The organism is Dactylosporangium sp. NPDC051484 (assembly GCF_040689395.1).
Lineage (GTDB): Bacteria > Actinomycetota > Actinomycetes > Mycobacteriales > Micromonosporaceae > Dactylosporangium.
In genome coordinates this window covers 1-25,480 of the sequence record NZ_JBFAZX010000022.1, presented here as the reverse complement: position 1 = coordinate 25,480, position 25,480 = coordinate 1, and the positions used below count along the sequence as shown (strand labels likewise).

The 25,480-nt window shown below is 69.0% G+C and carries 23 protein-coding genes and 1 tRNA gene; 12 read left to right on the top strand and 12 right to left on the bottom strand.

The annotated features are described in order from the left end of the window. Positions 1-6: 6 nt before the first annotated feature. Positions 7-1,080, bottom strand: a complete 1,074-nt coding sequence (locus AB0367_RS28140) for an NAD-dependent epimerase/dehydratase family protein (protein ID WP_366229452.1) — start codon at positions 1,078-1,080, stop codon at positions 7-9. A 368-nt stretch (positions 1,081-1,448) separates the two neighbouring features. Continuing rightward, a tRNA-Leu gene (locus AB0367_RS28135) sits at positions 1,449-1,531 on the bottom strand. Positions 1,532-1,689: 158 nt separating this feature from the next. On the opposite strand from AB0367_RS28135, the gene AB0367_RS28130 reads away from it, so the two are divergent. The 7 genes from AB0367_RS28130 (at position 1,690) to pknB (ending at position 11,000) form a co-directional block, all read left to right on the top strand. Continuing rightward, entirely contained in the window at positions 1,690-2,481 is a 792-nt protein-coding gene (locus tag AB0367_RS28130) for a DUF3662 and FHA domain-containing protein (protein ID WP_366229451.1), read from the top strand. 40 nt (positions 2,482-2,521) lie between these two features. Beyond that, positions 2,522-3,001: an FHA domain-containing protein gene (locus AB0367_RS28125; RefSeq protein ID WP_366229450.1), complete on the top strand. Its 480-nt coding sequence runs from the start codon at positions 2,522-2,524 to the stop codon at positions 2,999-3,001. Continuing rightward, the gene (locus AB0367_RS28120) at positions 2,998-4,422 is read left to right on the top strand and encodes a PP2C family serine/threonine-protein phosphatase (RefSeq protein ID WP_366229449.1); all 1,425 of its coding nucleotides are present in this window, start codon (positions 2,998-3,000) and stop codon (positions 4,420-4,422) included. The genes AB0367_RS28125 and AB0367_RS28120 overlap by 4 nt, the downstream gene beginning before the upstream one ends. Before the next feature lie 74 nt (positions 4,423-4,496). Continuing rightward, positions 4,497-5,969, top strand: coding sequence for an FtsW/RodA/SpoVE family cell cycle protein (locus AB0367_RS28115; RefSeq protein ID WP_366229533.1), 1,473 nt, complete (start codon positions 4,497-4,499; stop codon positions 5,967-5,969). Beyond that, on the top strand, positions 5,966-7,489 hold the full coding sequence (locus AB0367_RS28110; protein ID WP_366229448.1) for a penicillin-binding protein 2: 1,524 nt from the start codon (positions 5,966-5,968) through the stop codon (positions 7,487-7,489). The genes AB0367_RS28115 and AB0367_RS28110 overlap by 4 nt, the downstream gene beginning before the upstream one ends. A 13-nt stretch (positions 7,490-7,502) precedes the next feature. Further along, the gene (locus AB0367_RS28105; RefSeq protein WP_366229532.1) at positions 7,503-9,176 is read left to right on the top strand and encodes a protein kinase; all 1,674 of its coding nucleotides are present in this window, start codon (positions 7,503-7,505) and stop codon (positions 9,174-9,176) included. An 84-nt stretch (positions 9,177-9,260) separates the two neighbouring features. Then, on the top strand, positions 9,261-11,000 hold the full coding sequence (gene pknB, locus AB0367_RS28100) for a Stk1 family PASTA domain-containing Ser/Thr kinase (RefSeq protein WP_366229531.1): 1,740 nt from the start codon (positions 9,261-9,263) through the stop codon (positions 10,998-11,000). An 80-nt stretch (positions 11,001-11,080) separates the two neighbouring features. On the opposite strand, the gene AB0367_RS28095 is transcribed toward pknB, so the two are convergent. From AB0367_RS28095 to AB0367_RS28080, 4 genes are all read right to left on the bottom strand, one after another. Next, positions 11,081-11,725: an aminodeoxychorismate/anthranilate synthase component II gene (locus AB0367_RS28095; protein WP_366229530.1), complete on the bottom strand. Its 645-nt coding sequence runs from the start codon at positions 11,723-11,725 to the stop codon at positions 11,081-11,083. Positions 11,726-11,734: 9 nt separating this feature from the next. Beyond that, positions 11,735-11,989 carry a hypothetical protein gene (locus AB0367_RS28090; RefSeq protein WP_366229447.1) on the bottom strand — a complete coding sequence of 85 codons (255 nt, stop codon included), beginning with the start codon at positions 11,987-11,989 and terminating at the stop codon, positions 11,735-11,737. Between the two features lie 4 nt (positions 11,990-11,993). Beyond that, entirely contained in the window at positions 11,994-12,686 is a 693-nt protein-coding gene (locus AB0367_RS28085) for a class E sortase (protein ID WP_366229446.1), read from the bottom strand. Positions 12,687-13,058: 372 nt separating this feature from the next. Further along, positions 13,059-13,868, bottom strand: a complete 810-nt coding sequence (locus AB0367_RS28080) for a DUF881 domain-containing protein (protein WP_366229529.1) — start codon at positions 13,866-13,868, stop codon at positions 13,059-13,061. Positions 13,869-13,997: 129 nt separating this feature from the next. Here AB0367_RS28080 and AB0367_RS28075 point away from each other — a divergent pair, with 129 nt between their 5' ends. The 4 genes from AB0367_RS28075 to AB0367_RS28060 all read left to right on the top strand — a co-directional run bounded on the left by AB0367_RS28075 (position 13,998) and on the right by AB0367_RS28060 (position 19,776). Next, positions 13,998-14,282 carry a cell division protein CrgA gene (locus AB0367_RS28075; protein ID WP_366229445.1) on the top strand — a complete coding sequence of 95 codons (285 nt, stop codon included), beginning with the start codon at positions 13,998-14,000 and terminating at the stop codon, positions 14,280-14,282. 198 nt (positions 14,283-14,480) lie between these two features. Continuing rightward, complete coding sequence (locus AB0367_RS28070; protein ID WP_366229444.1) at positions 14,481-16,649, top strand: (Fe-S)-binding protein; 2,169 nt, start codon at positions 14,481-14,483, stop codon at positions 16,647-16,649. 759 nt (positions 16,650-17,408) lie between these two features. Then, positions 17,409-18,740: a hemolysin family protein gene (locus tag AB0367_RS28065; protein WP_366229443.1), complete on the top strand. Its 1,332-nt coding sequence runs from the start codon at positions 17,409-17,411 to the stop codon at positions 18,738-18,740. Continuing rightward, the gene (locus AB0367_RS28060; RefSeq protein ID WP_366229442.1) at positions 18,733-19,776 is read left to right on the top strand and encodes a hemolysin family protein; all 1,044 of its coding nucleotides are present in this window, start codon (positions 18,733-18,735) and stop codon (positions 19,774-19,776) included. Before AB0367_RS28065 ends, AB0367_RS28060 begins: the two co-directional genes overlap by 8 nt. Positions 19,777-19,852: 76 nt before the next feature. Here the strand turns inward: AB0367_RS28060 and AB0367_RS28055 are convergent, their stop codons facing one another. Next, complete coding sequence (locus AB0367_RS28055; RefSeq protein ID WP_366229441.1) at positions 19,853-20,107, bottom strand: hypothetical protein; 255 nt, start codon at positions 20,105-20,107, stop codon at positions 19,853-19,855. A gap of 713 nt (positions 20,108-20,820) precedes the next feature. Here AB0367_RS28055 and AB0367_RS28050 point away from each other — a divergent pair. Continuing rightward, positions 20,821-21,201, top strand: a complete 381-nt coding sequence (locus AB0367_RS28050; protein ID WP_366229440.1) for a hypothetical protein — start codon at positions 20,821-20,823, stop codon at positions 21,199-21,201. Between the two features lie 305 nt (positions 21,202-21,506). On the opposite strand, the gene AB0367_RS28045 is transcribed toward AB0367_RS28050, so the two are convergent. The 5 genes from AB0367_RS28045 to AB0367_RS28025 all read right to left on the bottom strand — a co-directional run bounded on the left by AB0367_RS28045 (position 21,507) and on the right by AB0367_RS28025 (position 25,163). Beyond that, complete coding sequence (locus AB0367_RS28045; protein WP_366229439.1) at positions 21,507-22,712, bottom strand: hypothetical protein; 1,206 nt, start codon at positions 22,710-22,712, stop codon at positions 21,507-21,509. 12 nt (positions 22,713-22,724) lie between these two features. Then, positions 22,725-23,234: a SigE family RNA polymerase sigma factor gene (locus AB0367_RS28040; RefSeq protein WP_366229528.1), complete on the bottom strand. Its 510-nt coding sequence runs from the start codon at positions 23,232-23,234 to the stop codon at positions 22,725-22,727. A gap of 463 nt (positions 23,235-23,697) precedes the next feature. Beyond that, positions 23,698-23,880, bottom strand: a complete 183-nt coding sequence (locus AB0367_RS28035) for a helix-turn-helix transcriptional regulator (protein ID WP_366229438.1) — start codon at positions 23,878-23,880, stop codon at positions 23,698-23,700. Between the two features lie 12 nt (positions 23,881-23,892). Continuing rightward, a complete protein-coding gene (locus tag AB0367_RS28030) occupies positions 23,893-24,819 on the bottom strand; it encodes a hypothetical protein (RefSeq protein WP_366229437.1) in 927 nt (308 codons plus the stop codon). Next, a complete protein-coding gene (locus AB0367_RS28025; protein WP_366229436.1) occupies positions 24,816-25,163 on the bottom strand; it encodes a PadR family transcriptional regulator in 348 nt (115 codons plus the stop codon). Before AB0367_RS28025 ends, AB0367_RS28030 begins: the two co-directional genes overlap by 4 nt. Between the last annotated feature and the right edge of the window lie 317 nt (positions 25,164-25,480).

The window sequence follows — 25,480 nt, the reverse complement described above, 5'->3', positions numbered from 1 at the left end:
CCCGTCTCAGGCTTCCGGGGTCCACTTACCGACGTTGGCCTCGTAGATCTCCTGACAGATCGTCGGTACGTCGTAGACCTGCTTCCAGTCCGGGTAGTCCTGCTGGAACCGCTCGTTGGACCCGATCCACCAGATGTGGTCGCCGACCCGGTTGGCCTCGTGATACTCACTGATCATCTCGTTGCCGGTGATCCGCTCGGCCAGCTTGAACACCTCCAGGTGCGAGGTGTTCGAGTGCCGGCCGCCACCGAGGTTGTAGACGGCGGCGCTGCGGGGCGCCCGGAAGAAGGCCTCGAACGCGGACACGACGTCGTGAGAGTGGATCGCGTCGCGGACCATCTTGCCCTTGTAACCGAAGATCTTGTACGTCCGCCGCTCCATGTTGCAGCGCATGACGTAGCCGAGGAACCCGTGCAACTCGGTGGCCGAGTGCGCCGGCCCGGTGAGCGTGCCACCGCGGAAGCAGGCCGTCTTCATGTCGAAATACCGCCCGTATTCCTGCACCATCACGTCCGCGGCGACCTTCGAGGCCCCGAAGACGGAGTGCAGGCAGGCGTCAATCGACATGTCCTCCTTGATGCCGTTCTCGTATTCGTGCCCCGGCTCGATCTCCCACCGGGTCTCGAGCTCCTGATAGGGCAGCGAGTTGGGCCGGTCCCCGTAGACCTTGTTGGTGGAGCAGTGGATGAACGGCGCCTCGATGCAGTGCTCGCGCACGTTCTGCAGGAGGTTGAGCGTGCCGCCCGCGTTGACGTCGAAGTCGGTGAACGGGTCGCGCACCGCCCAGTCGTGCGAGGGCTGCGCGGCCGTGTGAATCACGACGGCGATGTCCTTGCCGTACCGCTTGAAGATCCCCGCGACCGCATCGCGATCCCGGATGTCGACGTCATGGTGCGTGTAGGAGTCCCCGAGGTCACTCGTAAGGCGGACAACGTTCCAAGCGGTGGAGGCCTCGGACCCGAAGAACCGCTTCCGCATGTCGTTGTCGATCCCCACGACATCCAGCCCTAGCGAGGCAAAGTGCCGGACGGCCTCCGACCCGATGAGCCCGGCCGACCCGGTAACAAGTGCGACACTCACGAGCCAGACCCCCACCAGAGACGACATCCAAAACCAAAGCAGCATACCCGCGCCCAACAGTAGGTTCTGTCAAGGCGGGAAGGGCCGCCAGCCAATGCTCTTGCCCCACGGACCAGGCAGGAAGGCGCCCCAGCGCCGACCGCTGTCTGACGGGAGCAACGCCCCGCAACTGAAACGAACCGGAGCCAAAAAGCAGCCAAGCGAAGCGAAGGCGCAAGGAGCGCGAGCGACGCACGAGCCCCAGCCACCGGGAAGGGGGGTGTGGGTGGGCGAAGCCCCCCACCTTGAGCGAGCGAAGCGAGCGGAAAGGATCCACCGCCGAAATGGCGAAGTGGCCCCTGCCACTGAGCAGGAGCCACCCTCGGCGGTGGGGAAGGAGGGAGTTGAACCCTCACGCCCTTTCGGGCACACGGACCTGAACCGTGCGCGTCTGCCATTCCGCCACTTCCCCTGGTCACGAGTAACCTCGTGGCCTGGCGCGTCAGAGCATACCTCGCACCTACTCGGCGAAATCACCGGGTAGGCCTTAGGCTTCCCTGGGCGCCACGGAAGAGTAGCACGGGCCAACCGGTCAGCTTGCATACGGGCGTGCGACGTCCGGATACCATCATGACCTCGGAACCCGAGGAGGAACCGGTGAGTGTGCTGCAGCGCTTCGAGAAGCGCCTAGAGGGCCTGGTTGAGGGGGCCTTCGCCAAGGTCTTCAAGGGGGTCGTCCACCCCGTGGAGATCCTCAACGCCATGCAACGGGAGGCGGAAGCCCACAAGGCGATTCTGGCCGGCGGGCGCACGCTCGTGCCGAATCGTTACGTGATCGACCTGTCGCCCTATGACCACAGTCGGTTGGCCCCGTATGCCGCCGCGCTCGCGCAGGAGCTCGCCCAGTCGCAGGCGGAGTTCATCGGTGAGCAGGGCTGGACGGTGTATGGCGATGTCATCGTCGAGATCGAGCGCGGCGACGGCCTTGACACCGGCATGTTCCGGGTGACCGCGGAGGTTTACACCGGCGGCGATGTCGCACCGCCACCGACCCCGGATCCGTATGGCGGCTACAACCAGGGTGGCGGCGGTTACGACCAGGGTGGCGGTGGCTATGGCCCCCCGCCCGGCGGCCCGGCCCGCAACGTCCGACTGGTGTCCGGCGACGGGCGAAGCTACCCTCTGTCGATTGGTTCGACCGTGATTGGCCGGGGCGACCAGGCCAACATGCGACTCCCCGACGTCGGTATCTCGCGGCGCCACGCGCGGCTCGACTTCGACGGAGCGCAGGTCGTGCTGACCGATCTCGGCTCCACGAACGGCACGATGGTCAACGGACAGCGCGTCTCAGCGGTCGCGTTGAACCCAGGTGACATGATCCAGCTCGGCACGACCACGCTGACCTACCGCGTGGATGGATGACCGTACTTCACGTAGGCGGATCTGAATGAGCGCGTCGTAGATGGAATTCGTCATCACGGTTGCCCGGTATGGGTTGCTCGTGCTGCTGTGGATCTTTGTATTCACGGTGGTGGGAGTGATTCGCCGGGATCTGTTCGCGGGCTCGCGTTCGAGCCGGATCGTCGCCGCGCCTCGGGGGGTCGGTGCGATGACGACTCCCGGCCGTCCGGCGAAGGTCAAGCGCGGCAAGACAGCCAACCAGCTCTTCGTCACCGCCGGTGCGCTGGCGGGCACTCGCATCACCCTCGGCGAGGCGCCCATCACCATCGGCCGGGCCGAGGACTCGACGTTGGTGATCACCGACGACTACGCCTCGTCCAAGCACGCCCGCCTCGTGCCGCGCGCAGGCCAGTGGTATCTCGAGGACCTCGGCTCGACCAACGGGACCTACCTCGACAAGACCAAGGTCAGCGCACCCACCCCCGTCCCCCTCGGCGTGCCGATTCGCATCGGCCGCACATCTCTCGAGTTACGGTCATGACCCTCACCTTGCGCTATGCGGCTCGCAGCGACCGCGGTCTGATCCGGAGCGGGAACCAGGACTCCGTCTATGCCGGACCGCGGCTGCTCGCCGTTGCCGACGGCATGGGCGGCATGGCCGCCGGTGACGTCGCCAGCAACATCGTCATCGCCACCATGGCGCCGCTCGACGAAGACGTGCCCGGCAATGCCATGATCGACACGCTGCGCAACGCGGTCGATCTGGCCAACCAGCAGATCCGGGACGCGGTCGAGGAAAACCCGGCCATGGAGGGCATGGGCACGACCCTGACCGCCATGCTGTTCTCCGGCACCAAGATGGGCATGGTCCATATCGGCGACTCCCGCGCATATTTGGTGCGCGACGGCGAGTTCGCCCAGGTGACCAAGGACGACACATACGTCCAGATGCTCGTCGACGAGGGCCGCATCAGCATCGAGGAGGCCAACAGCCACCCGCAGCGCTCCCTGCTGACCCGGGCGCTCGACGGCCGCGACGCCGACCCCGAGTATTCGGTGCGCCAGGTCAAGCCCGGCGACCGGTATCTGCTGTGCAGCGACGGGCTGTCGGGCGTGGTCAGCGCGGAGACCATCGAGTCGACGCTGCGCGAGTACGTCGACCCCAACCAGTGCGCCGGCCGGCTTATCGAGCTGGCCCTGCGCGGCGGTGGCCCCGACAACATCACCGTGATCGTCGCCGACGTCACCGACGAGGACATCGTCGAGGAGCGGCCGATCGTGGGCGGGGCCGCGGCGCAGGACCGGGGCATGGCGACCTCCGCCGACCAGTCGATGTCCTCGGCCCGGGGCGCCGCGCTCTCCGCGCCGCGCCCGCCTGTGCCGCAGGACGAGCAGCCACGCCCGCAGGACTCGGTCGCCGGCCGCCAGGACGGGGAGGAGCAGCGCTCCCGGCGCCATCCGGTGCGCACCACGATCCTTCTCGTGGTGCTGCTCGGGCTGCTCGGCGGCGGACTCTGGTATGGCTGGAGCGTCACGCAGTCGCGGTACTACGTGGGCGCCACCGAAAGTGGCCGGGTCGCGATCTTCAAAGGCGTGCCCGGCGAGATCGCGTGGCTGAAGCTCGGGCACGTGTATCAGGAGAGCGCCACGCTGACGCTCGACGACCTGACACCGGCCGCACAGGGCACCGTCAAACAGGGCATCCAGGTCGAGAGCCTGGAGAAGGCCCAGGAGAAGATGGCCGCGCTGGAGGACCCGAGCGACCCCTCGCACAAGCAGGACGACTGCCCGCCGACGCAGCCTTCGGAGTCGTTCTCGGCGCCCGTCTCCGTGGCGGCGAGCTCCAGCGGCAGCGCGTCCGCGCCGGCCAGCGGCCCGGCGCACTCGGCGAGCCCGCCGTCGCCGGCCGCCGAGCCGAGCCTGCCCTCCACGCCGACCCCGGCCCCCGCGACCAGTTGTTGATCGTGTCGGGGCCGAACTGACGTGCTGAGGGGAAGAGGAAGCCAGTTGTGACCGCCACCGCCATCCCGTCGCCCATGAGCGGCGAAGCGGGCGTTTCCGAACCCGCCCGCCCGCACACCCGGCGCAACGTCGAACTGGGGCTGCTTCTCTTCGTCGTCGTCATCCTCACCGTGTTCGCCGCGGTGGTGGAGGGCAACGCTGCCGGCGAGGTCACCTCGCACTTCTGGGTCCAGCCCGCGATGCTCGCCGGCATCTTCGGCGTCGGCCACGTGGCGGTGCGGTTCCTGGCGCCGTACGCCGATCCGGTGATTCTGCCCGCGGTCGCGCTCATCAACGGCCTCGGTGTGATGTTCCTGCGCCGGTTGGACCTGGCCGGCGTGAAAGCGCCGCAGCGGGCCAACCTGGACGTGTTCGTCGGCGACGGCTTCCGCCAACTGGGCTGGACCGCGGCCGCCGTGATCGGGGCCGCCGTGCTGCTGGCGATCGTGCGGGACCACCGGTCGCTGTCACGATACGCCTACACGCTCGGCCTGACCGGCATCGTGCTGGTGCTGATCCCGGCGGTGCTCCCGGCGAAGTACTCGGCGATCAACGGCGCGAAGCTGTGGATCAAGCTGCCCGGGTTCACGATCCAGCCGGGCGAGTTCGCCAAGATCCTCCTGCTGGTCTTCTTCGCCTACTACCTGGTGCGCAAGCGCGAGGTGCTCTCGCTGGCGAGCAAGCGGTTCCTCGGCATCGATTTCCCGCGCGGCCGCGACCTCGGGCCGGTCGTGCTCGTGTGGCTCATGTCGCTGATGGTGCTCGTCTTCGAGAAGGACCTGGGCACCTCGCTGATGTACTTCGGCCTCTTCGTCGTGACGCTCTACGTCGCCACGGAGCGGGTCAGCTGGCTGATCATCGGCCTGGGCCTGTTCCTCGGAGGGGCGTTCCTGGCGTACTTCCTGGGCAAGAGCGTCGGCGGGCCGTTCCTGAACTTCTCCGAGCGCGCGACCACGTGGCTCGACCCGTTCGGCGACGCGGACGACAAGGGTTACCAGCTGGTCCAGTCGCTACTCGGGCTGGGCACCGGCGGGCTTACCGGCACCGGCCCCGGCGCCGGCCAGCCGAATAAGGTGCCCGAGGTGCGCACGGACTTCATCTTCTCCGGTTTGGGCGAGGAGATCGGCCTGTTCGGCCTGACCGCCCTGCTGGTGGTGTATGTCCTGCTCGTCACGCGGGGCCTGCGCGCCGCGATCAACGTGCGGGACTCCTTCGGCAAGCTGTTCGCCGGCGGCCTCTCGTTCACGCTGGGGTTGCAGGTGTTCGTCATCGTGGGCGGTATCAGCCAGCTCATCCCGCTGACCGGTCAGACCACGCCGTTCCTGTCGGCGGGTGGCTCGTCGCTGGTGGCCAACTGGCTGCTGATCGGCCTGCTGCTGCGGATCTCCGACGCGGGTCGCCGGCCGGCCGGCGGGGCGCCGGCGATCGGGCTCGGCGGCATCGCGACCGGAGGGGGCGGCGGCGCGCCGGTCCAGATCAAAGAGATGCCCACGGAGGTTGTGCGATGAACGCCCCGCTGCGCCGGGTCGGCGTCGTGGTGATGGTCCTGTTCGCCCTGCTGTTCCTGAACCTGAACTACCGGCAGGTGGTCAAGGCCGATGCCTACCGCACCGACTCGCATAACCGGCGGGTGCAGACGGCGGAGTACGAGCGGCCGCGCGGCAAGATCGCCGACGCGAAGGGCACCGTGCTCGCCGATGCTCAGTCCACCGGGAACTCGCTGAAGTACCTGCGCACGTACCCGCTCAAGGAGGAGTACGCGCACGTGCTGGGCTACAAGCCGGTCACTCCCATGGTGGCGACCGGCCTGGAGAGGCTCAACAACGACTTCCTCGTCGGCACCTCGGACAAGCAGGCGGCCGACCGGATCGCCAGGCTGTTCACCGGCAAGGAGCCGGCCGGCGGCAACGTGCTGCTGACCATCTCCAAGGCCACGCAGGACACCGCCTACCAGGCGTTGGGGAACAACAGGCTCAAGGCCAAAAGTGGCGCGGTCGTCGCCATGGACCCGTCGACCGGCGCGATCCTCGCGGAGGTGTCGCTGCCGAGCTACGACCCCAACCTGCTGAGCACCCACGACACCAGCGCGGCCCGCGCGAACTACAACACGCTCAACAACGACCCGGCCAAGCCGCTGCTGAACCGGGCCGTGTCGGAAGTCTTTCCGCCCGGGTCGACCTTCAAGATCATCACTTCGGCGGCGGCGATGACCGCGGACTCGTCACTGACCCCCGACTCGGTGGTGCCGGGCGGCGAGTTCTACAAGCCGCCGCAGGTCTCGGACTTCCAGATCAAGAACGCGCACACCGGCGTCTGCCCCGACCAGATCACGTTGAAGCAGGCCCTGACGGTGTCGTGCAACACGGTGTTCGCCCGGATGGGTGTGGAGCGGATCGGCGCCGATAAGCTCAAGTCGATGGCCCAGGCCTTCGGCTTCGAGCAGGAGCCCCGCTTCATCGAGGACCAGGACCGCAACTACTGCGGCGTCGTGGCCAGCCGCACCGGCCCGATGACCGCCGGCTCGGACAACCGCGTCGACCCGCCCGCCGTCGCTCAGTCGAGCATCGGACAGCGCGAGGTGAAGATGTCTCCGCTGCAAGGCGCCATGATTGCGGCGACGGTTGCCAACGGCGGGAAGCAGATGCGCCCGTATGTTGTCGACCGCCTGCAGAACTCCGACCTGTCGATCGCCGACCACACCGAGCCCAAGACGCTGCGCACTCCCATCTCCGCCGACGTCGCCCGCGAACTGCAGGACATGATGTTCAGCGTCGTGACGGCCGACGACGGCACGGGTAAGAGCGCTCGCATCCCGGGCTTGCAGGTCGGTGGTAAGACCGGTACGGCGCAGGACGGTGAGGATGCGGAAGACCACGGCTGGTTCATCGGTTTCGCCCTGAAGGACGGCAAGCCGATCGTCTCCGTCGCGGTCTTCCTCCAGAACGCCGGCAAAGGCGGCAGCGCCGAGGCGGCTCGCATCTCCGGTCTGGTCATGAAGGCATACGCGGACGAAAAGGGCATTCGATAATGAGGTGCGCGACATGTTGAGCGCCGGCACCACCCTGGGCGGGCGCTACCGCCTGGACGAACGCATCGCCGGCGGCGGTATGGGTGACGTGTGGCGCGGCACCGACGAGGTGCTCGGTCGCACGGTCGCGATCAAGGTGCTGCTGTCCGCGCTGATGGAGGAGCCCGGCTTCGCCGAGCGCTTCCGGGGCGAGGCGCGCACCATGGCGACCATCAACCACCCGGGCGTCGTCGACATCTACGACTACGGCAGCGAGAACGGCACCGCCTTCCTGATCATGGAGTACGTGGAGGGCGACGCGCTCTCCCGCACCCTCTCCCGGGTCGGGCGGCTCACCCCGGCGCGCGCCATGGCGCTCATCGCCCAGGCCGCCGACGCGCTGCACGCCGCGCACGAGAAGGGCATCGTCCACCGCGACGTCAAGCCGGGCAACCTGCTCGTGCGCCCCAACGGCACGCTGGTGCTCACCGACTTCGGCATCGCCCGTTCGGCGGCCGTCGCCCAGCTCACCGCGGCCGGCTCGGTGCTCGGCACCGCCTCCTACATCTCGCCCGAGCAGGCGTCCGGCGCCCAGGCCACCCCGCTGTCCGATGTGTACGCGCTCGGCGTCGTGGCCTACCAGTGCCTGTCCGGCGTGCGGCCGTTCGAGGGCGAGAACCCGCTCGAGATCGCGATGCGGCACGTGCGTGAAATGCCGCCGCCGCTGCCCGCGGACATCCCGCCGCCGGTGGCGCAGCTGGTCGAGCGGGCCATGGCCAAGGACCCGGCCGCACGCTGGCCCAGCGCCGCGGCGCTCGCCCAGGCCGCCCGGCGCGTCTCCGGGCAGCCGTCCGGCGGCGGCACGGCCACCGGCCCGGCGGTCCCGCCGGGCGGTATGCCGATGGGCCCGCCCGGGTCGCCCGTGGGCCAGCGCAACCCCGTCTCCGGGCCGCCGGTCTCCGGCACGCCCGTCTCGCCCGGCTATGGGCACCCGATGTCCGGCTCGCCGATGTCCGGCCCGCCGACTTCCGGCGGGGGCGGCACGCGCATCATGACCGGCGCCGTCCCGCCGCCGCCCGGCCTGGCCGCGGGCCTTGGCGGCCACGACGCGCGCGGCGCGGCCGGCGTGCCCCCACCGCCGCCCGGCGGCGACACGGCGACCTTCCTCGGCTCGACCGGCGGTTACCAGCCGCCGCCCCCGCCGGTGAACTCGGGCGCGCGCAAGCGCAGCGGCGGCAACAGCCTGGTGCTCGTCGGCATCGGCGCGGTGGTGCTGCTGGTACTGGTCGGCATCGGCGGCATCTATCTGGCCACCAAGCACGACTCCCCGCCGGCGAACAACACGGCCAGTAACGCCAGCTCGCCCGTACCGACCACCGCCGCCCCGCCGACCAGCGCAAAGCCGAGCAGCAAACTGGTGATGGTGGAGTGCAAGCCGAAGTTCCCCCAGCCGGCCGACATCTACAAGAGCCAGCTCGAGCGCAAGGGCCTGGTCGTCACCATCGAGGACAAGGCCACCAAGAACGTCATCCCGAACACTGTCGTCGAGGTCAAGCCGTGCGGCCAGGTGCCGGAGGGCACCGAGGTCACCATCTACGCCAACCGGGGCCCGCTCGAAGAGCAGCCCTCGGAGCCGGCGGGCGAGCCGACCGGCAACACCGGTCAGTCTCAGTCCCCTCCCGCACCCCGGACCAGCGCGTCAGGCTGATCCAGACTGACCGGAACGACCCGAATGTCTTCTCGTCGCAAGACGTGGCAAGGTAAGTAGTCGATGACCGAAGGACGACACGACATGACCGCCCAGCCGCGCCTCCTCGGCGGCCGCTACCAGGTCGGGGAGTTGCTCGGCTATGGCGGAATGGCCGAGGTCCATCGGGGTCGCGACCTGCGGCTCGGCCGCGACGTCGCGATCAAGACGCTACGCACCGACCTCGCTCGCGACGCCACCTTCCAGTTGCGGTTCCGCCGGGAGGCACAGAACGCCGCCTCCCTCAACCACCCCGCGATCGTCGCCGTCTACGACACCGGCGAGGAGCGCGGTCCGGCCGGCGAGGAACTGCCGTACATCGTCATGGAGTTCGTCAACGGCCGCACCCTCAAGGAGGTGCTCGCGGCCGAGGGGCGGCTCATGCCCCGGCGGGCCCTGGAGATCACCGCGGACATCTGCGCCGCGCTGGAGTTCAGCCACCGGCACGGGATCATCCACCGCGACATCAAGCCGGGCAACGTGATGCTCACGCAGACCGGCCAGGTCAAGGTGATGGACTTCGGCATCGCCCGGGCACTGGCCAGCGGCGCGACGACGATGACGCAGACGTCGGCGGTGATCGGCACGGCGCAGTACCTCTCGCCGGAGCAGGCCCGCGGCGAGCCCGTCGACGCCCGCTCCGACGTCTACGCGAGCGGCTGCGTGCTGTTCGAGCTGCTGTGCGGCCACCCGCCGTTCGTCGGGGACAACCCGGTGTCGGTGGCGTATCAGCACGTCCGGGAGGACCCGCGGCCGCCGAGCAGCAGCAATCGCGATGTCACGCCCGAGATCGACGCGGTCGTGCTCAAGGCGCTGGCGAAGAACCCGCTCAACCGGTACCAGAGCGCCGGCGAGATGCGCGCGGACGTCTTGCGTGCCGCCGCCGGCCGCCCGGTGTCGGCGCCGCCGGTGATGACCGAGGAGGAGATGGCCTCGGTCATGGCGGAGCAGAACACCGCCAACCGGCCGCCGCCGGCCTCGCGCCAGCCTGCCCGCGCCAACCAGCGGCAGAAGCGTAAGAGCTCCACCGGCGTGGTGGTCGCGCTGACCGTGCTCGGCCTGCTCGCCGTCGCCGCACTGTCGATCGGCCTCTATCTGGCCAACAAGGAGCAGCCGGTGCCGGTGCCGAGGATCACCGGTCGCACCCAGGCCGAGGCGCTCAGCGTGCTGCGGCAGTCGAAACTCAACGGCGACCCGCGGCAGGACCCCTCCCAGGACTGCCAGACCGGTACCGTGCTCACGCAGAACCCCGAGGCGGGCAAGCAGGTCAAGCCGGGGTCCCAGATCGACTTCACGGTGTGCGGCGAGCCGACGCTGGTGGCTGTGCCGCCGGTGATCCGGTTCAGCAAGGACGACGCGGTGCAGCAACTGCGGGCGGCAGGCCTCACACCAGCCATCGACTTCAAGGACGCGGTCGAGCCCAAGGACGAGGTTGTCCAGTCCGACCCGCCGGTCGGCACCCAGGTCAAGCCGGGCGCGACGGTCACGATCTACTTGTCGAAGAACAATCAGGCGGTCATGCCCAACGTGATCGACAAGACTCCGGCGCAGGCCGAGGCGCTGCTTACGCAGGCCGGCTTCACCAACGTCAGCACGCAGTCGACCTCGATCACCGACCAGTCGAAGGACGGGCTCGTGGTCGGGGCGAGCAAGACGATCAACAAGGTCTACGCCAAGACCGATCCGATCGTGCTGCGGATCGGCAAGTTCGATGACGGCGGGGGGCCGACCCCGAGCCCGTCGGGGTCGGCGTCGGTCAAGCCGAGCGGCAGCGCGAGCCCCTGATCAATTTCGAGGCGTCACTACGTTGCGTGCCCTGTGGATAACTGGCCAGTTATCCACAGGGTTGTGCACAGCCGGATCCGCTAGGCGAACGCCGCGAGCCGCCGGTCCTCGACCTCGGCGACGAGCTGCGGTGCCCGCTCCAGCGCGTCCGGCAGCCCGCAGACGGCCAGCCAGTTCGCCAGCATCAGGTGTCCACCCTGGGTGAGCACCGACTCAGGATGAAACTGCACGCCCTCGATCGGCAGCTCGCGGTGGCGCATCGCCATCACCACGCCCGACTCGGTGCGGCCGGTCACCTCGATCTCCGGCGGGAGCGTCGACTCCACGACCGCGAGCGAGTGGTACCGCGTGGCGATGAACGGGTCCGGCAGCCCGGCGAGCACGCCTTGGCCCTTGTGCTCCACGAGCGAGGTCTTGCCGTGCAGGAGCTCCGGGGCGCGGGTCACGGTGGCGCCGAACGCGGCGCCGAACGCCTGGTGGCCGAGGCAGACGCCGAAGATCGGGAGCTTTCCGGCGTACTGCTCGATCACCGCCATGCAGATCCCGGCCCGCTCCGGCGTGCCCGGGCCGGGGGAGAGCAGCACGCCGGCCGGCCTCGCCGCACCGACCTCGGCCACGGTGATCTCGTCGTTGCGCCGGACGTCGCACTCCACGCCGAGCTGGCCGAGGTACTGCACCAGGTTGAAGACGAAGGAGTCATAGTTGTCGATGACGAGGACGCGCAATCGGCTCACCTAACTCGGTAGTACAACGGGCGGCTTTGTGGCCTTGGGGCTCGTCGATGGCGGCGGCGCCGGGCTTTCCACGGTCAGATCCGCGCCGGGGTCGGTGGTCTCCACCTGGACGTCGTAGAACGGCAGGATCGGCTCGACGGCGGGGAAGACCTCATACCACAGCAGAGCGACGGCGCCGGTGATGAGCATCGCCGAGACCAGCGCTTTGAGCTGCCACTGCTTGAACGGGATGTGCCGCCAGATCCAGGAGTACACGCGCTCAGCCCTTCAACTCGGCCGGGTCGCCGGCGGAGACGGGCTGGCTGCGTCCGAGCTCGGCGTGCACGACGAGCCGCTGGTAGTTGTTGTACTTCGGGTTGCAGGTGGTCATCGTCAGCATCGCCTTGGTCGGCGTCTCGCCGGGCTTGTCGGGCACGGGCGCCACCACCTGCACGGCGGTCGGCAGCACGACCTGGTGGCCGGTGACCAGATAGACATACCAGGTGGTGGCCGTCTTGACGATCACCGGATCGCCGGGCTTGAGCTGGTCGAGGTCCCACCAGATGGCCGGCGTGCGGTGCCCGGCCATGGAGAAGTTGCCGATCTGCCCCGGCATCGCCGTGTCCGGGTAGTGGCCCGGCGCGTAGCGGATGTCGGCCGGCGTGACGCCCTGCACGATCGCCCACTTCTTGTTCAGCCGCGGGATGTGCACGGAGGCGATGACGGCGCCGTTGGGCGGCTTCGCCGCGGCCGGTGTCGCGCTGGGGCCCACCGTCGGCTGCTGCGCCCACTGCTGCTCGAGCTGGTGGTTGAGCTCGTCCTGGTGCGCGTCGACGATCGCCGACTTGCCCCAGACCTCGTAGCTGGCGAACAGCAGCACGATCAGGCCGAAGGTGATGAGCACCTCGCCCGTGCCCCGGCTGATGGCGCGCGCGACCGAGCCGAACGTTCTCCTGGTGTGTTGGGAGTACACGCTCCGGTACCCTTCCTCGGTGCGGACCGGGCGCAGTGGCACCACGATGGCGCCCTTGGGCGCCCCCGCTGCGTTTGGCTGGTCCTCGCGGGTGGGCGGGGCGGGTTCGTCGGGCCTGTCGGACCGGGGCCTCGGCGGACGTTTCCTCAGCACCGCGGTCGGGTCCGCGGAAGGTTCACCGAATTTCCGAATATAGGCGGTTTCGCCGGCGTTGGGGGCGGCTTTCGGAATTATCGCGGTCGCGTCGCCCGGATCCTCAGCCCTGATGCGGGGCAGCCTCGCGGTGGCGATGTCGTCCTGATCGAGTGCCCGGTGACGGGGGCGGTGACGGGGGTGGGGGTGGGGGTGGTGGTCCATGCCGGCCTACCCCGATCACGACCCGGACCGTGCGGCGCGCAGCGCCGTCGAGCCGTCATACGCCTTGGCCTGCACGTCCGCCTCCACACGCACCTGGTAGCCGAGCCCGAAGGTGTCGGCGGCCTCCTTGAACAACCGAACCCCCTCGGAGACTTCGAGCGCACGCTGAAGTCCAGCCTGGTCGCCGATGGCGGCGATCTCGAACGGGGGCGAATAGACCTGGCCGTCGAGCAGTAGCGTGTTACCCACGCAGCGTACCGCGCTTGTCGAGATGACCCGGACACCCATCAGCGTCATCGCCTCGGCCCTGCCGGACCACAGCGCGTTGACCACGGCCTGCACATCCTGCTGGTGAACGACTAGGTCATCGGGAGTGGCGCCGGCCGGGCGGGAGCCGTCGGCGCGGCGCGGGGCGTCGTTGAGCACGACCACCACGCCAGGGCCGCGCACGGCGGTCAGCCCGGCGGCGGCCTGCTCGGCGTCGCCGCGCTGGCGCTGCTCGTCGACCTGGCCGTCGGTGCCCGCCTGGCGCCGCTGCTGGGTGTCGATCTCGGCGCGTAGCCGGGCGGCCCGCTCCCGGGAGGCGGCGAGCTCCTGCTTGCGCGCGCCGATCAAGTTGGTCAGCTCCGGCCGGCGATCGTCGCGTAGATCGGTGCCCTTGGCGGTCGCGGCGCTGAGCGAAAAGAGCATCCCGGCCACCGCGAACACCACGGGAGTGAGCACCGACCAGGCGAAACTGCGCTCCGGGCGGCGGCGCGGCAGCATGGCGCGACCGAGCCGGCGCATGGCGCGGGTCCACGAGGAGCCGCCCGATGTGTACTCCACCACGACCCCTCCCCGCACGCGCGTGCCGACTTGACTACGCTAGTCGCAGAACATTATTCAGGCTGACGCTGGCGGAGGTGGCGGCGTCAATGGATAGTGTTGGCCAGACGACCCCTCCAGGAGAGCGCCGTGCCGAAGTCGACAGTTCGCAAGAAGAAGGTCTACACGCCCCCCGCGGAGCTACGCCCGCAGGAGACGGCGGCAGCCCGGCGGCGGCCGAGCCCAGTATGGGTGCCGGCGCTTGCGGTGGCGTTTGTTGTGGTCGGCATCGCGTGGCTGGTGGCGTATTACCTCACGCAGGGGTTCTTCGACGTCGACTGGCTATCCGCGCTCGCCGATCTGAAGTACTGGAACCTCGCCATCGGCTTCGGGTTCCTGGTGGCATCGCTCGGAGTCTTCTCCAAGTGGCGCTGAGCCACTGAGACATTCGCCCCCTCGGCCCGCCGAGGGGGCGAATGTGTCACATCTGCCGTGCAGGAGTCGATCCCGCGCGTCCCGTGGCCTAGCGTTTGCTGCGACCAACTTCACGTTACCTGCAAGTAACAGCAGGTGACAAAGGGGCTAAGGTCACCTGAGGATTGGTTCAGGCCTTGGACCGTGGGAGGCTTCGGCATGGGTGCAGTGCAGATCTTGGCGACGAGCGTCGCGGCGGCCATCACCGTCGTCGCGGTGATTCTCGTCGTGCGCACCGTGCGGCGGATGCTGGCCGTGGTGCGGCTGGGTCAGCCCGACCCGACCCGCGGCGACAACAAGGGCCTGCGCCTGCGGAACATGCTGGTCGAGACCCTCGGGCACACCCGGATGCTGCGGTGGACCGTCGTCGGTGCCGCGCACTGGTTCGTGATGATCGCGTTCATCGTGCTGTCCCTGCTGGTCATCGAGGCCTACTTCGAGGTCGTCAAGCCCTCCAACGGCCTGCCCCTGGTCGGCGCCTGGAACATCTATGGCCTGGTCACCGAGTGGATCGGTGTGCTGGGCTTCGTCGGCATCCTGGTGCTGATCGGCGTCCGGCTGCGCAACCTGCCGAGCAACCCGGGGCGGCGGTCGCGCTTCACCGGCTCGACGATGTGGCAGGCGTACTACGTCGAGTACACGATCCTCGCCGTCCTGCTCTGCGGCTTCTTCATTCGCGGCTTCAAGGCCGCCAACCACGAGCTGGAGTGGCCGACCTGGGCCGCGCCGGTCAGCCACGCGGTGGGCTCGGTGCTGCCGGCTTGGCCGGCCGCGATCAGCCTGATCGCGATGTTCAAGATCATCATTTCGATGACCTGGGTCATCGTCATCGCCAGCAACATCACGATGGGCGTGGCCTGGCACCGCTTCCTGGCGTTCTTCAACATCTTCTTCAAGCGCGACCCCGACCGGAAGGGTTCGGGCCTCGGTGCGCTGCGCCCGATGACCAGCGAGGGCAAGCCGCTGGACTTCGAGGAGGCCGACCCGGAGAAGGACCAGTTCGGCGTCGCCCAGGTCGAGCAGTTCAGCTGGAAGGGCATGCTCGACTTCACCACCTGCACCGAGTGCGGGCGGTGCCAGTCGCAGTGCCCGGCCTGGAACACCGGCAAGCCGCTGTCGCCGAAGCTGCTGATCCTCAACCTGCGCGACCACGCCTATGCGAAGGCGCCCTACCTGCTCGCCGGCGGCGGCAAGACGCTCACCGGCGAGGAGAAGGCGACCCAGGAGCAGCTGGCCAAGATCGACGTGCTGGCGCTGGCGGAGGCGGAGCGGCCTCTCATCGGCGGTGTCGACGAGCTCGGCGTCATCGACCCGGACGTGCTGTGGTCGTGCACCACCTGCGGCGCGTGCGTCGAGCAGTGCCCGGTGGACATCGAGCACGTCGACCACATCGTGGACATGCGGCGGTACCAGGTCCTCATCGAGTCGAACTTCCCGACCGAGGCCGGCGTGATGCTGCGCAACCTCGAGAACAAGGGCAACCCGTGGGGCGCGGCCCAGTCCACCCGTGACGACTGGACCAAGGGGCTGGGCTTCGAGGTGCCCAACGTCGCCGAGGTCACCGACGGCGACTTCGAGTACCTCTTCTGGGTCGGCTGCGCCGGCGCCTTCGAGGACCGGGCCAAGCGGACCACGCGGGCCGTAGCCACGCTGCTGCACGAGGCCGGCGTGAAGTTCGCCATCCTCGGCCAGGGCGAGACCTGCACCGGCGACCCGGCCCGGCGTATCGGCAACGAGTTCGTCTTCCAGATGCTCGCCCAGCAGAACGTCGAGACCCTCAACGAGGCCGGCGTGAAGAAGATCGTGGCGACCTGCCCGCACTGCTTCAACACCCTGTCGAACGAGTACGGCCAGCTCGGCGGCCACTACGACGTGATTCACCACACGCAGCTGCTCGCCCAGCTCGTCGCGGCCGGCAAACTCACGCCCGTCCAGCCGCTCGACGGCACCGTCACCTACCACGACCCCTGCTACCTGGGCCGGCACAACCGCGTCTTCGCGCCTCCGCGCGAGGTGCTCGGCGCGGTCACGGGCCCGTCCACGGACGGGGCCGGCCTGGTGGAGATGGACCGGTTCGCGGAACGCTCCTTCTGCTGCGGCGCCGGCGGCGCGCGCATGTGGATGGAGGAGCGCATCGGCAAGCGGATCAACGTGGAGCGGGTCGAGGAGGCGCTGTCGACCGGCGCGAAGACGGTGGCGGTCGCGTGCCCGTTCTGCCTGACGATGCTCGGCGACGGCGTCACGGGCAAGAAGTCCGCGGGCGCGGCCCCGGACGACGTCGAGGTCGTGGACGTGGCGTCGGTGCTGCTGAGGGCCGTACAAAAATAGGGATTCATGGCTCCGGTCCGTGCAACTTGCGACCGCTCCTCCCGTGAGACCCCAGGTCCGCGGCGCCAAGACCGCGGAGTCGCCGGGCGGTCCGAATCGGCCTAGACGGTTCGGACCGCCGGGGTTGGCTCGGATTCGCCGGTGCCGGGCGGTTCGGGCCGGGCGGTTCGGGCCGGGCGGTTCGGGCCGGGCGGTTCGGGCCGGGCGGTTCGGGCCGGGCGGTTCGGGCCGGGCGGTTCGGGTTTGTCGAGCACTCCGTGCCGCGACAAACCCGACATATCCTGATCTAGTGGGTTAGCTCCAGACCTAGCGCTGGCCGGGTCGCGTTCATGGCCAGGCACCAGCGCGACCAGACGGCTACCGCCACGGCGATGACCCGCAGGCCGTGCAGGCCCACGACCCAGGCGGTCCTGCGCGCCCGGGACCAGCGACTCCGTGTGCACGTAGGTCCAACCGGGCCCGCTTGGCCTTGGCGCTGGCGCTGCCCATGGCGATGCCCGGCCGCGAGCGCGATATACGCGCCGCTCAGCGCCGCTCCCATCGGCCTTCCTCAACACTTCGACGTGTGTGCTCGCACCGGCATCAGTGCTGCGCAAGTCGACGCAAAGCCCCCGAAAGCAGGATGACTTTCCACATATCTTGATCGCCGCGGGTCGCCGTCCGGCTCCGGTCTGTGATCCTCATCTGCCAGACTGCCATGGGCGGGTTTGGGTTCACGTGGAACAATCGGGGCACACCTGAAGGGATCGTCGCGCGAGCGTGTGGACCACACTGTTGCCCCTGCTGGCGTTCGCGCTGCTCACCGCCGCGAACGCGGGCTTCGTCGCCGCCGAGTTCTCCCTCGTGACGGTCGACCGGGCAGAGATCGAGCAGCGAGCCAACGCCGGCGACCGAAAGGCCCGCACGGTCCGCCAAGCTCTGCGCGAGCTGTCGTTTCAGCTCTCCGGCGCGCAGCTCGGCATCACCCTCGCCGGACTGCTGACCGGCTACCTGGCCGAGCCCGCGCTGTCCCGGCTCTTCGCGCCACTGATACGCCCCGTGTTCGGCTCGATGACTGACGGCGCCGGGCACGTCATCGGCCTCATCGTGGCCACGCTGGTGTCGATGCTGTTCGGCGAGCTGGTGCCGAAGAACGCCGCGCTGGCCAAGCCGATGCCGGTGGCCCGCGCGACCGCCGGCCCGCAGCGCATGTTCTCGCGGTTCTTCTCCTGGCTGATCACGCTGCTCAACGGCACCGCCAACTGGGTGGTCCGGCGCTTCGGCGTCGAGCCGCAGGAGGAGCTGGCCAGTGCCCGCTCGCCGGAGGAGCTCGGGCTGCTCGCCGCGATCTCCGCCCAGGCCGGCGCGCTGCCGAAGGAGACCGCGGTGCTGCTGCAGCGCACGATCCGCTTCGGTGACAAGCGTGCCGCGGAGGCGATGACCCCGCGCGTCGACGTCGTCTCGCTGCGTGCCGACGCCACCGTAGCCGACCTGTTGGCGACCTCGGTGCAGACGGGGTACAGCCGCTTCCCGATCTATGTGCAGACCCTCGACCAGGTCACCGGCGTCGTCACCGTCACCGACGCGCTTGGTGTGCCGCCGGTGCGCCGTCCCACGACGAAGGTCGCCGCGGTCGCCCGCGAGCCGGTCTTCGTGCCGGAGAGCCTCGACCTCGACGGCGTCCTCGAGGCTCTACGCAAGGGCAACTCGGACGTCGCGATCGTCGTGGACGAGTACGGCGGCACTGACGGCGTCGTGACCGTCGAGGACCTCGTCGAGGAGCTGGTCGGCGAGATCGTCGACGAGCACGACGTCGAGGAAGAGCCGACCACCGCGCACGGCATGCCCGACCTCACCGTCCCCGGCGCCGAGCGCACCCTGCTCGTCGACGGCGTGCTGCGCGAGGATGAGCTCGCCGAGCTGACCGGGTTCCACGTGCCGCCGGGCCCCTACGAGACGCTCGCCGGGTTCCTGATGGCGCGGCTGGGCCATATCCCGACGGTCGGCGAGACCTGGAACGAGGACGGCTGGGAGTTCACCGTCGTTGAGGTCGACCGCCGCCGCATCGAACAGGTCCGCGTCGTGCGGCCGGAGGTGCCGGTCGATGACTGAGCTGTTCGTCACGGTCCTGCTGCTGTTCGGCAACGGGTTCTTCGTCGCCGCCGAGTTCTCGCTGATCGCCTCGCGCCGCACGGTGATCGAGCCCATGGCCGCCACCTCGCGTCGCGCCCGCACCGCGCTACGCGCGATGAACGAGATCCCCCTCATGATCGCCGGCGCCCAACTCGGCGTCACGATCTGCACCCTGGGCCTCGGCGCGCTGGCCGAGCCGGCCCTGGCGCACGGCCTGCGCGGCCCGTTCGAGGCGCTGAGCGTGCCGGAGCGTCTCGTCCACCCGATCGCCTTCGGTCTGGCCTTGGGCGTGGTCGTGTTCGCGCACACGGTCGTCGGCGAGATGGTGCCCAAAAACCTGACGCTGGCCTCCCCGGATCGCGCGGTGCTGTGGCTCGGCCCGCCGATGTACGCCTTCTGCATGGCCACCAAGCCCCTCCTCGTCGCTATGAAGTGGGCCTCGCGCACGATCCTGTCCCTGTGGCGCATCGAGGCGACCGGCTCGGTCAAGACCGTCTTCACCGCAGAGGAACTGGCCGGCCTGGCCGCGCAGGCGACCACCGAGGGCCTGCTGGCGCCCGAGGAGCACGCGCGCATCGCGGGCGCCCTGGCCCTGTCGCAGCGCACGGCCCGCGACGCCCTGCGTCCCTGGGCCGAGATCACCACGATCGCCGAGGACGTGTCCCCGGCCTCCCTGGAGGTCCTGGCCACGCGCACCAACCGGTCGCGCTTCCCGGTCGTGGAGCGCGCCAGCCGCCGCGTGCTGGGCTTCGTACACGTGAAGGACATGCTGGGCTTCGTCGGCCCGCAGCGGCGTGCCCCGATCCCGTCCGAGCTCATCCGCCCGCTGGGGATAGTCCCCCCGAACCGCACTCTGGCCGAGCTCCTGCTGGCGATGCGCCGCGAGCGTCAGCACATCGTCCTGGTCAGCGACGGCCGGGTACCGCTGGGCGTGGTGACGCTGGACGACGTCCTGACCGCCGTCGTCGGCGAACCGGTGGCCGGCGGGCCGAGGCCGGCGACCCAGACCGCCTGAGCGCGACGCCCTCCTGCCGTCAACAGTGGATCCGCTGAGCTGCGTGGTCGGCCAGCGTCAGAGAACTTTCACGTGCTCACTCCTCGGCCAGCAGCCGGGCGTTTGGCAGGCTGCGCAGCGAACGGACCGGCAGGATCGCGGCCGCGACGGCCAGGAGCGTGCCGGCGAGCGCTGCGGCGGCGGCCACGGCGTTCGAGGTGGCCGTGAGGTCTGAGTTGAGCAGTGCGGCGGTGCCGAGCGCCGCGCCCACGCCCGTAGTCGCGCCGAGGACGCCGAGGGCCAGCGCCTCGTACGCGGCCAGGCGGGCCAGCGGCGAGTCCGCCCAGCCCACCGCGCCCAGCAGCGGGAACTCGGCGGCCCCTGCGGAAGAGCAACTGAGCGCGGATAAGCGAGATCAACTGGCACTTCTGGCGTTAGTGGGGCCTAGCAGGTTCCGACCAGTCGGCGGCACTCGGCCAGTGCAACAACGACCGGCTGGGCCTGGTGGGCGCGCACACCCCCGAGGTCACAGACCGTCGCGACGAAGAGGATGAATGCCGGCCTGTCCCGCGGTTTGCCGGAGGTCGGGACGGCGAAGCAGGCCAACAGATGGCTCACCGGTCACCTCCGTCGCCCTGACCAGCGCAGGCACGGCCGACTCCCGGGCCCCGCCCCATTCGCCTGAATCATCCATCAATTTCGATCTTACGTCAAGACTCAAAAAGACCGCAATCGTTGTCGCGATTGTGGTGGTAATGGGCTTATCTGATTGTCGCTCTATGATCTCTATTTCATGATCAACTATTGTCGAGGTCGATCCCTGTCGGTACCTTTCTACCGTGCGGTCAGATGAACCACCCGCCAGTCAGGTAAGCATACCGACCGGTAAGCCGAGGACGGGCCGAGGAGTGGGCCTGAGTGCTTTATTCGCTGCGCCATGCTGCCTGCGCCTCCGCCAACTCCTCGTCAGTGAACTCGCCGCGTCGAGCGACATGGTCGTCCACAATCTCCTGTGCCTTCAGCAATGCGACAGCCGGATCCCCGTCGCGCGAACGTCTCGGTACGGTGGTCGATCTCGACTGCATAGCTCGCTGCCGTGTAGGCGGCGAGGCACCCGTGTTCGCATGGTGGCACTGCCCCGATTGGTGCAGCCAGGACGAATGCCACGGCGGCGACACCTTCGACTTTGGTAACGGCGCCGACACTACAAGTCGCCTTCATTGTGGTGTCGTCTTTGCAAGCACCGTGCCCGATGTCGATGGTGGCACCATCGATATCGAGATCAAGGTAGAAGCTGTCGAAGACAGCACTGAAGGATTCCTTGCACTGCCGACCGTGAACATCAATTTCGGCCATCTGATCACCTGGGCGGACACCGCACAGCAGGTCGTCGACGCGATTCTCGCCGCGACGGAGCTTGCTCGCCGACCGCTGCCATCAACCTGATCGGCGAGCGTGGCTCCTAACTGAGTGGCACTGGCTCCCAGAAAGGCGACCCACCAGCCGTGGCGTCCGGGCTCAAGGATGGTTGAACGCGACTGCCGAAGCCGAGCAAGGAAGGTGATCGCGCTCCGAGCCCGCTCGGCTGGCTGCGGTGGCCTGATGGCTGGGCGGCTTCGAGGGTCCTGACATGCAAGCGGCCCTGGTCAGGGCATCTCTCCTGACCAGGGCCTTCGTCGTGGAATGGGTGAAAGGGACCCGAGGGGCGGGCGGGGAGCCTGTCCCCGCCCGCCTGTGCGCTGGTTGTGCGGCTACGAGTCGAAGCCCACGAGGTAGCCAAGTGTCATGTCCGGCAGCCGCACGCTGCCCAGGATTGCGCCGCCAGCGCTGAACACGGTCAGGAACGGGTCCACTGAGCTGCCGTTGCCCCGGTTCCGGTCGGCGATGAGCACCACCCGACCGTCCGCGGTGAACGCCCCGGAGATCGGCGAGCTGCCCGCCTTGTCCTGCGCGTTGTCGAGGCTGGTCACCTGGCCGGTAGCGGTGTCCACGATGACGTACTGCTCCGGCGGTGAGCAGCCGCACGATGCGGAGTCGGCCACAGTGGCCACCAGCAGGCGGGTCGACCCGTTCTCGGCTGCGACAACCTCAATGGGTTGCCGACCGGAGGGCCAGTGGGCCGTGACGGTGCGGGGGGCGGCGCCGCCATCGATAGCCACCAGGTGGTTCTTGGCTCCCGAACTCGACACCACGTACGCGGTCGCTCCGTCGACGGAGCCGGGGCTGCATTCAACGTTTCCGGTGGAGGTGCCGAGCGTCTTCCGTTCGGTGCCGTTGATGTTGACAGTCTCGAGCGTGGTGCCCTTGCCGTCGGAAGAGAGCGTTTGGAACAGCAGATGACGGGAGTCAGCCGTCCATGTGGCTCCCACGCACGCGAGCGTTCCAGTGGCGGCGACCACGGTCTTGACCTGGCTACCGTCCAGGGCACTGATTTGCAGCTTGCCGTCGAGCAGCCAGGCGACGTGCTTGTGGTCCGGCGACATTGCCATCAGTGGCGGCCCGTTCGGCGGCTGGACAGTTGGGCCCTTGACGGTCGTGATCTTCTGCCAGTCGCCGCCCGGCGCCCGGTGGAGGAGGTCGTTGGTGGCGGTGCCGTTGTTCTTGTCGAGCCGGAAGAGGTACATGCCGGGCACGGAGGCGCCGGTCGGGGTGGTGGTCGCGCTTTCGCTCGGGGAGGGCGACGCCGAAGCTGTCCTCGACGGCGAACTCGAAGCCGTCACCGAGGAGCCCGGCAGCGGCGGGGAGTTGTTGCCGCGCGGGTTGGTGGCATAGGCGGCCACCGGGATGGCAACGAGTACGGCGCCCAGCAGGCTGAGCATGGTGTAGCGGTTTCGGCGCTGGACGGCCACCGTGCGGCGTACTGCGGCGGTACCCGGAGCCTGCTCGGCGGTGCTGCGCTCGGCGGCGGCGAAGTCGTCGAAGGCGTCGTTGAGCAGGTGGTCGAACTGGTCGGTCATCATGGTCTCCTTTTACGGCTGAAGGTGGCTGGCGAGGGCGGCACGGCCACGGCTGAGCCAGCTCTTGACCGTGCCTTCGGCGACGTCCTCCTGCTCGGCGATCTCGGCCACCGACAGGTGCCCGAGATAGTGCAGGACGACGGCCTTGCGCAACTGCGGAGGGATCTTCGCGAGGGCGGCGACGAGCGCTACCCGGTCCGGTGACGGGCCGTCCGCGTGCTCCTCGCGCTGCCGGCGCAGAAAGTTCATCGAGGTCTGCTGCCGGCGCAGCCGGCTGGTGGCCAGATTCCAGGCGACCCGGCGCACGAAGGCGTACGGGTCGTCGTAGCGACAGATCTTCTTCCACTTGCCGTACGCCCGGCAGAACGCCTCCTGGACCAGATCCTGCGCCTCGGCTCGGTCGCCGAGGTAGGCGAAGATCTGTCCCCGGAGGACGTCGAATTTCGCGGCGTAGAACTCGTCGAAGTCGTGAGCCGACGACTCGGCGCCGCTCCGGTAGGTGGCCGCGGCTGGGGTTGTCACTGCGGTCACGCTGTCCTTCCTCCCGTGTCTCGCCGCCCCTGTGACGGCATGACAAACACGTGGAGGCCGGAGTCCAGGTTGCGAAGATTTTTTTGGGCGGTCCCCTGCGCGACCTGACCAGCGCGCCCGCCCCTCGCCGGCGATTGTCTTGGCGGCGATGTCCCGGCGGTACTGGGCACCGGCGAAGTCGATCCGCGACAGCGGGCGTAGACGTGCTCCCCGGCCTGCGCGAGGTCGTCGCCGGTCGCCGTGGCGCAGGGAACCCCGCCACCCGGTCGCAGGCGGCCGCATGCGTTAACGCCGTGTCTCGGTCGTCGGTGGCTGCACGCGGTCGAGTAATCCCGACCCTTCCATGCCTGCCGGTGGATCAGTCATCGCAGCCCTGAAGTCCGGCCGTTGCATGGACATCTGCAGCTGGTCGGGAATGAAGAACGGCCAGGGCACCTATGGTGACCTGGCCGTTCTATCGGAGCGGGTGAAGGGAATCGAACCCGCACTTGTCAGCTTGGGAACTGGGCAGGCTGGCGAGTGCGGACTGCGTCATCGCGGCCGCCTCCGCGAGTTCGGTTTGGCTCCAGCCGTGGCATTCGCGAAGCTCCCGAACCGCCCGCCCCAGCTCGAACGCGAGCTTGGTCGACTCGTGCACGTCCGTGACCGGCTAATCGGCTTGCAGTAGCCGTTGCTTTGCCTGCCGCTGTACCGCGGTCACTAGCACGACGCCCGCCACGAGCAGCGACATCAGCATCCACGCGACGGTGTACCTGCGGCCGGCGCTCGGGCCTTCCAGGAGTCTCGTGAGGAGCATCAGCACCGGTCCGAGCATCAGCACCGCGGGCCACCAGGCGCGCCGGTCGTGCCGGCGGGTGAGCAACACGCCCAGGCCGATGGCCGCCAGTGCCAGCAGGAACCCGGCCCGGGTAAGGGTCTCGCCCTGCGGCCCGGCCAGCAGCGCCATCGCGGCCGCCGCGCCGGCGGTGCCGGTGATCGCCGCGGTGCCCCGCAAGCCGCGGCGAGCCGGTGCGGCTAGCGCCACCAGGCCGAGCGCGATCTGCGGCAACAGGACGAACATGGGCGACACCAGGTCTGACGTCACCTCGGTGGCCGGGACCAACGCGGAGGGCAGGAGCAGCGCGGTGGTCAGGGCGATGGCGACCCCGAGCGCCCAGCGGGCGTAGCCGGCCAGAGCGGCCAGTGGTACGAGCAGCCAGATTAGCCAGGTCCCCGCGTTGAGGATGTTGACCGGCCCGGCATCCGGGTTCCAGTTGGCGAAGGCGTTCGGGCCGTAGCGGTCCGAGACGCCGAACATGAAGGTCGTCCAGAGCGCGGCCAGCACGGTGGCGGCTGTCACCGCGAGGGTCCCGGTGATCGGCAGAGCGTCGGTGAGGCTGCCGGCGTTGCGCGCCCGCAGGTGCTGGCGCAGGCCACCCGTCAGCAGGTCGACGACGTCACCGGGCCGGGGCCAGCGCTGCCCGGCGGCCGCCAGCTCCAGGTAGGTGCCGACGATCTCGGGGCCGCGCTCGGCCCGGTAGCCGGCCGGGTACCAGCGCAGCAGCTTGGTGTAGCGCGCACTCAGCTGGGCGGTCATGCGGCACCACCGGCGAGGCGCAGTGCCGGACGGGCGTTGAGGCGGCTGGTCGCCGCTTCGACGGCTCGGCGCATGCGCTCCGTCTCGGCCCGCAGCAGCGTGCTGCCCTCCTCGGTGAGCCGGTAGTACTTGCGGGCCCGGCCGTCGACGATCTCGATCCGGTCCAGCGTCACCAGATTGTCGTCGGCGAGCCGGTCGAGGGCGCCGTAGAGCGTGCCGGGCCGCAGCGACAGCCGACCTTGCGACAGCTCGGTCACCTCCAGGATCAGGCCGTAGCCGTGCATCGGTTCCTTCGCCAGAGCAGTCAAGATCAGGAACGTGGGTTCCTGAAGCGGCGTCTTCATACCCGGAGACTATCGATGACATGATATCTTCGCAACGAAGATATAGTCGCGGACGTAAAATGTCAGGTGAGGGCGATGCCGTCGCGCTGGGGTGCGGTCGCCGCCGCGGCGTGGCGCAGCGCCTTCCATATCGCGGCGATGCCGGGCGTGCGCCCCGGCGGCCTGGGTAGGCGGTGAGAGTCGCGTGTTGCAGACGTTCCTCGACGATCGGGTACGCGGCGACCTAGATGATTGATGCCTTGAAGATTCGGGCGTGTGTCGCTGCTGGGTAGATGCGGGGAGGGTGTCCAAGATCGGCGTTGCTGACCCAGCCGCCG

Coding starts and splice junctions, on each gene's coding strand:
- AB0367_RS28130 (WP_366229451.1), top strand. CDS start 1,690: ATGACCTCGGAACCCGAGGAGGAACCGGTGAGTGTGCTGCAGCGCTTC.
- AB0367_RS28125 (WP_366229450.1), top strand. CDS start 2,522: ATGGAATTCGTCATCACGGTTGCCCGGTATGGGTTGCTCGTGCTGCTG.
- AB0367_RS28120 (WP_366229449.1), top strand. CDS start 2,998: ATGACCCTCACCTTGCGCTATGCGGCTCGCAGCGACCGCGGTCTGATC.
- AB0367_RS28115 (WP_366229533.1), top strand. CDS start 4,497: ATGAGCGGCGAAGCGGGCGTTTCCGAACCCGCCCGCCCGCACACCCGG.
- AB0367_RS28110 (WP_366229448.1), top strand. CDS start 5,966: ATGAACGCCCCGCTGCGCCGGGTCGGCGTCGTGGTGATGGTCCTGTTC.
- AB0367_RS28105 (WP_366229532.1), top strand. CDS start 7,503: ATGTTGAGCGCCGGCACCACCCTGGGCGGGCGCTACCGCCTGGACGAA.
- pknB (WP_366229531.1), top strand. CDS start 9,261: ATGACCGCCCAGCCGCGCCTCCTCGGCGGCCGCTACCAGGTCGGGGAG.
- AB0367_RS28070 (WP_366229444.1), top strand. CDS start 14,481: ATGGGTGCAGTGCAGATCTTGGCGACGAGCGTCGCGGCGGCCATCACC.
- AB0367_RS28060 (WP_366229442.1), top strand. CDS start 18,733: ATGACTGAGCTGTTCGTCACGGTCCTGCTGCTGTTCGGCAACGGGTTC.
- AB0367_RS28045 (WP_366229439.1), bottom strand. CDS start 22,712: ATGACCGACCAGTTCGACCACCTGCTCAACGACGCCTTCGACGACTTC.
- AB0367_RS28030 (WP_366229437.1), bottom strand. CDS start 24,819: ATGACCGCCCAGCTGAGTGCGCGCTACACCAAGCTGCTGCGCTGGTAC.
- AB0367_RS28025 (WP_366229436.1), bottom strand. CDS start 25,163: ATGAAGACGCCGCTTCAGGAACCCACGTTCCTGATCTTGACTGCTCTG.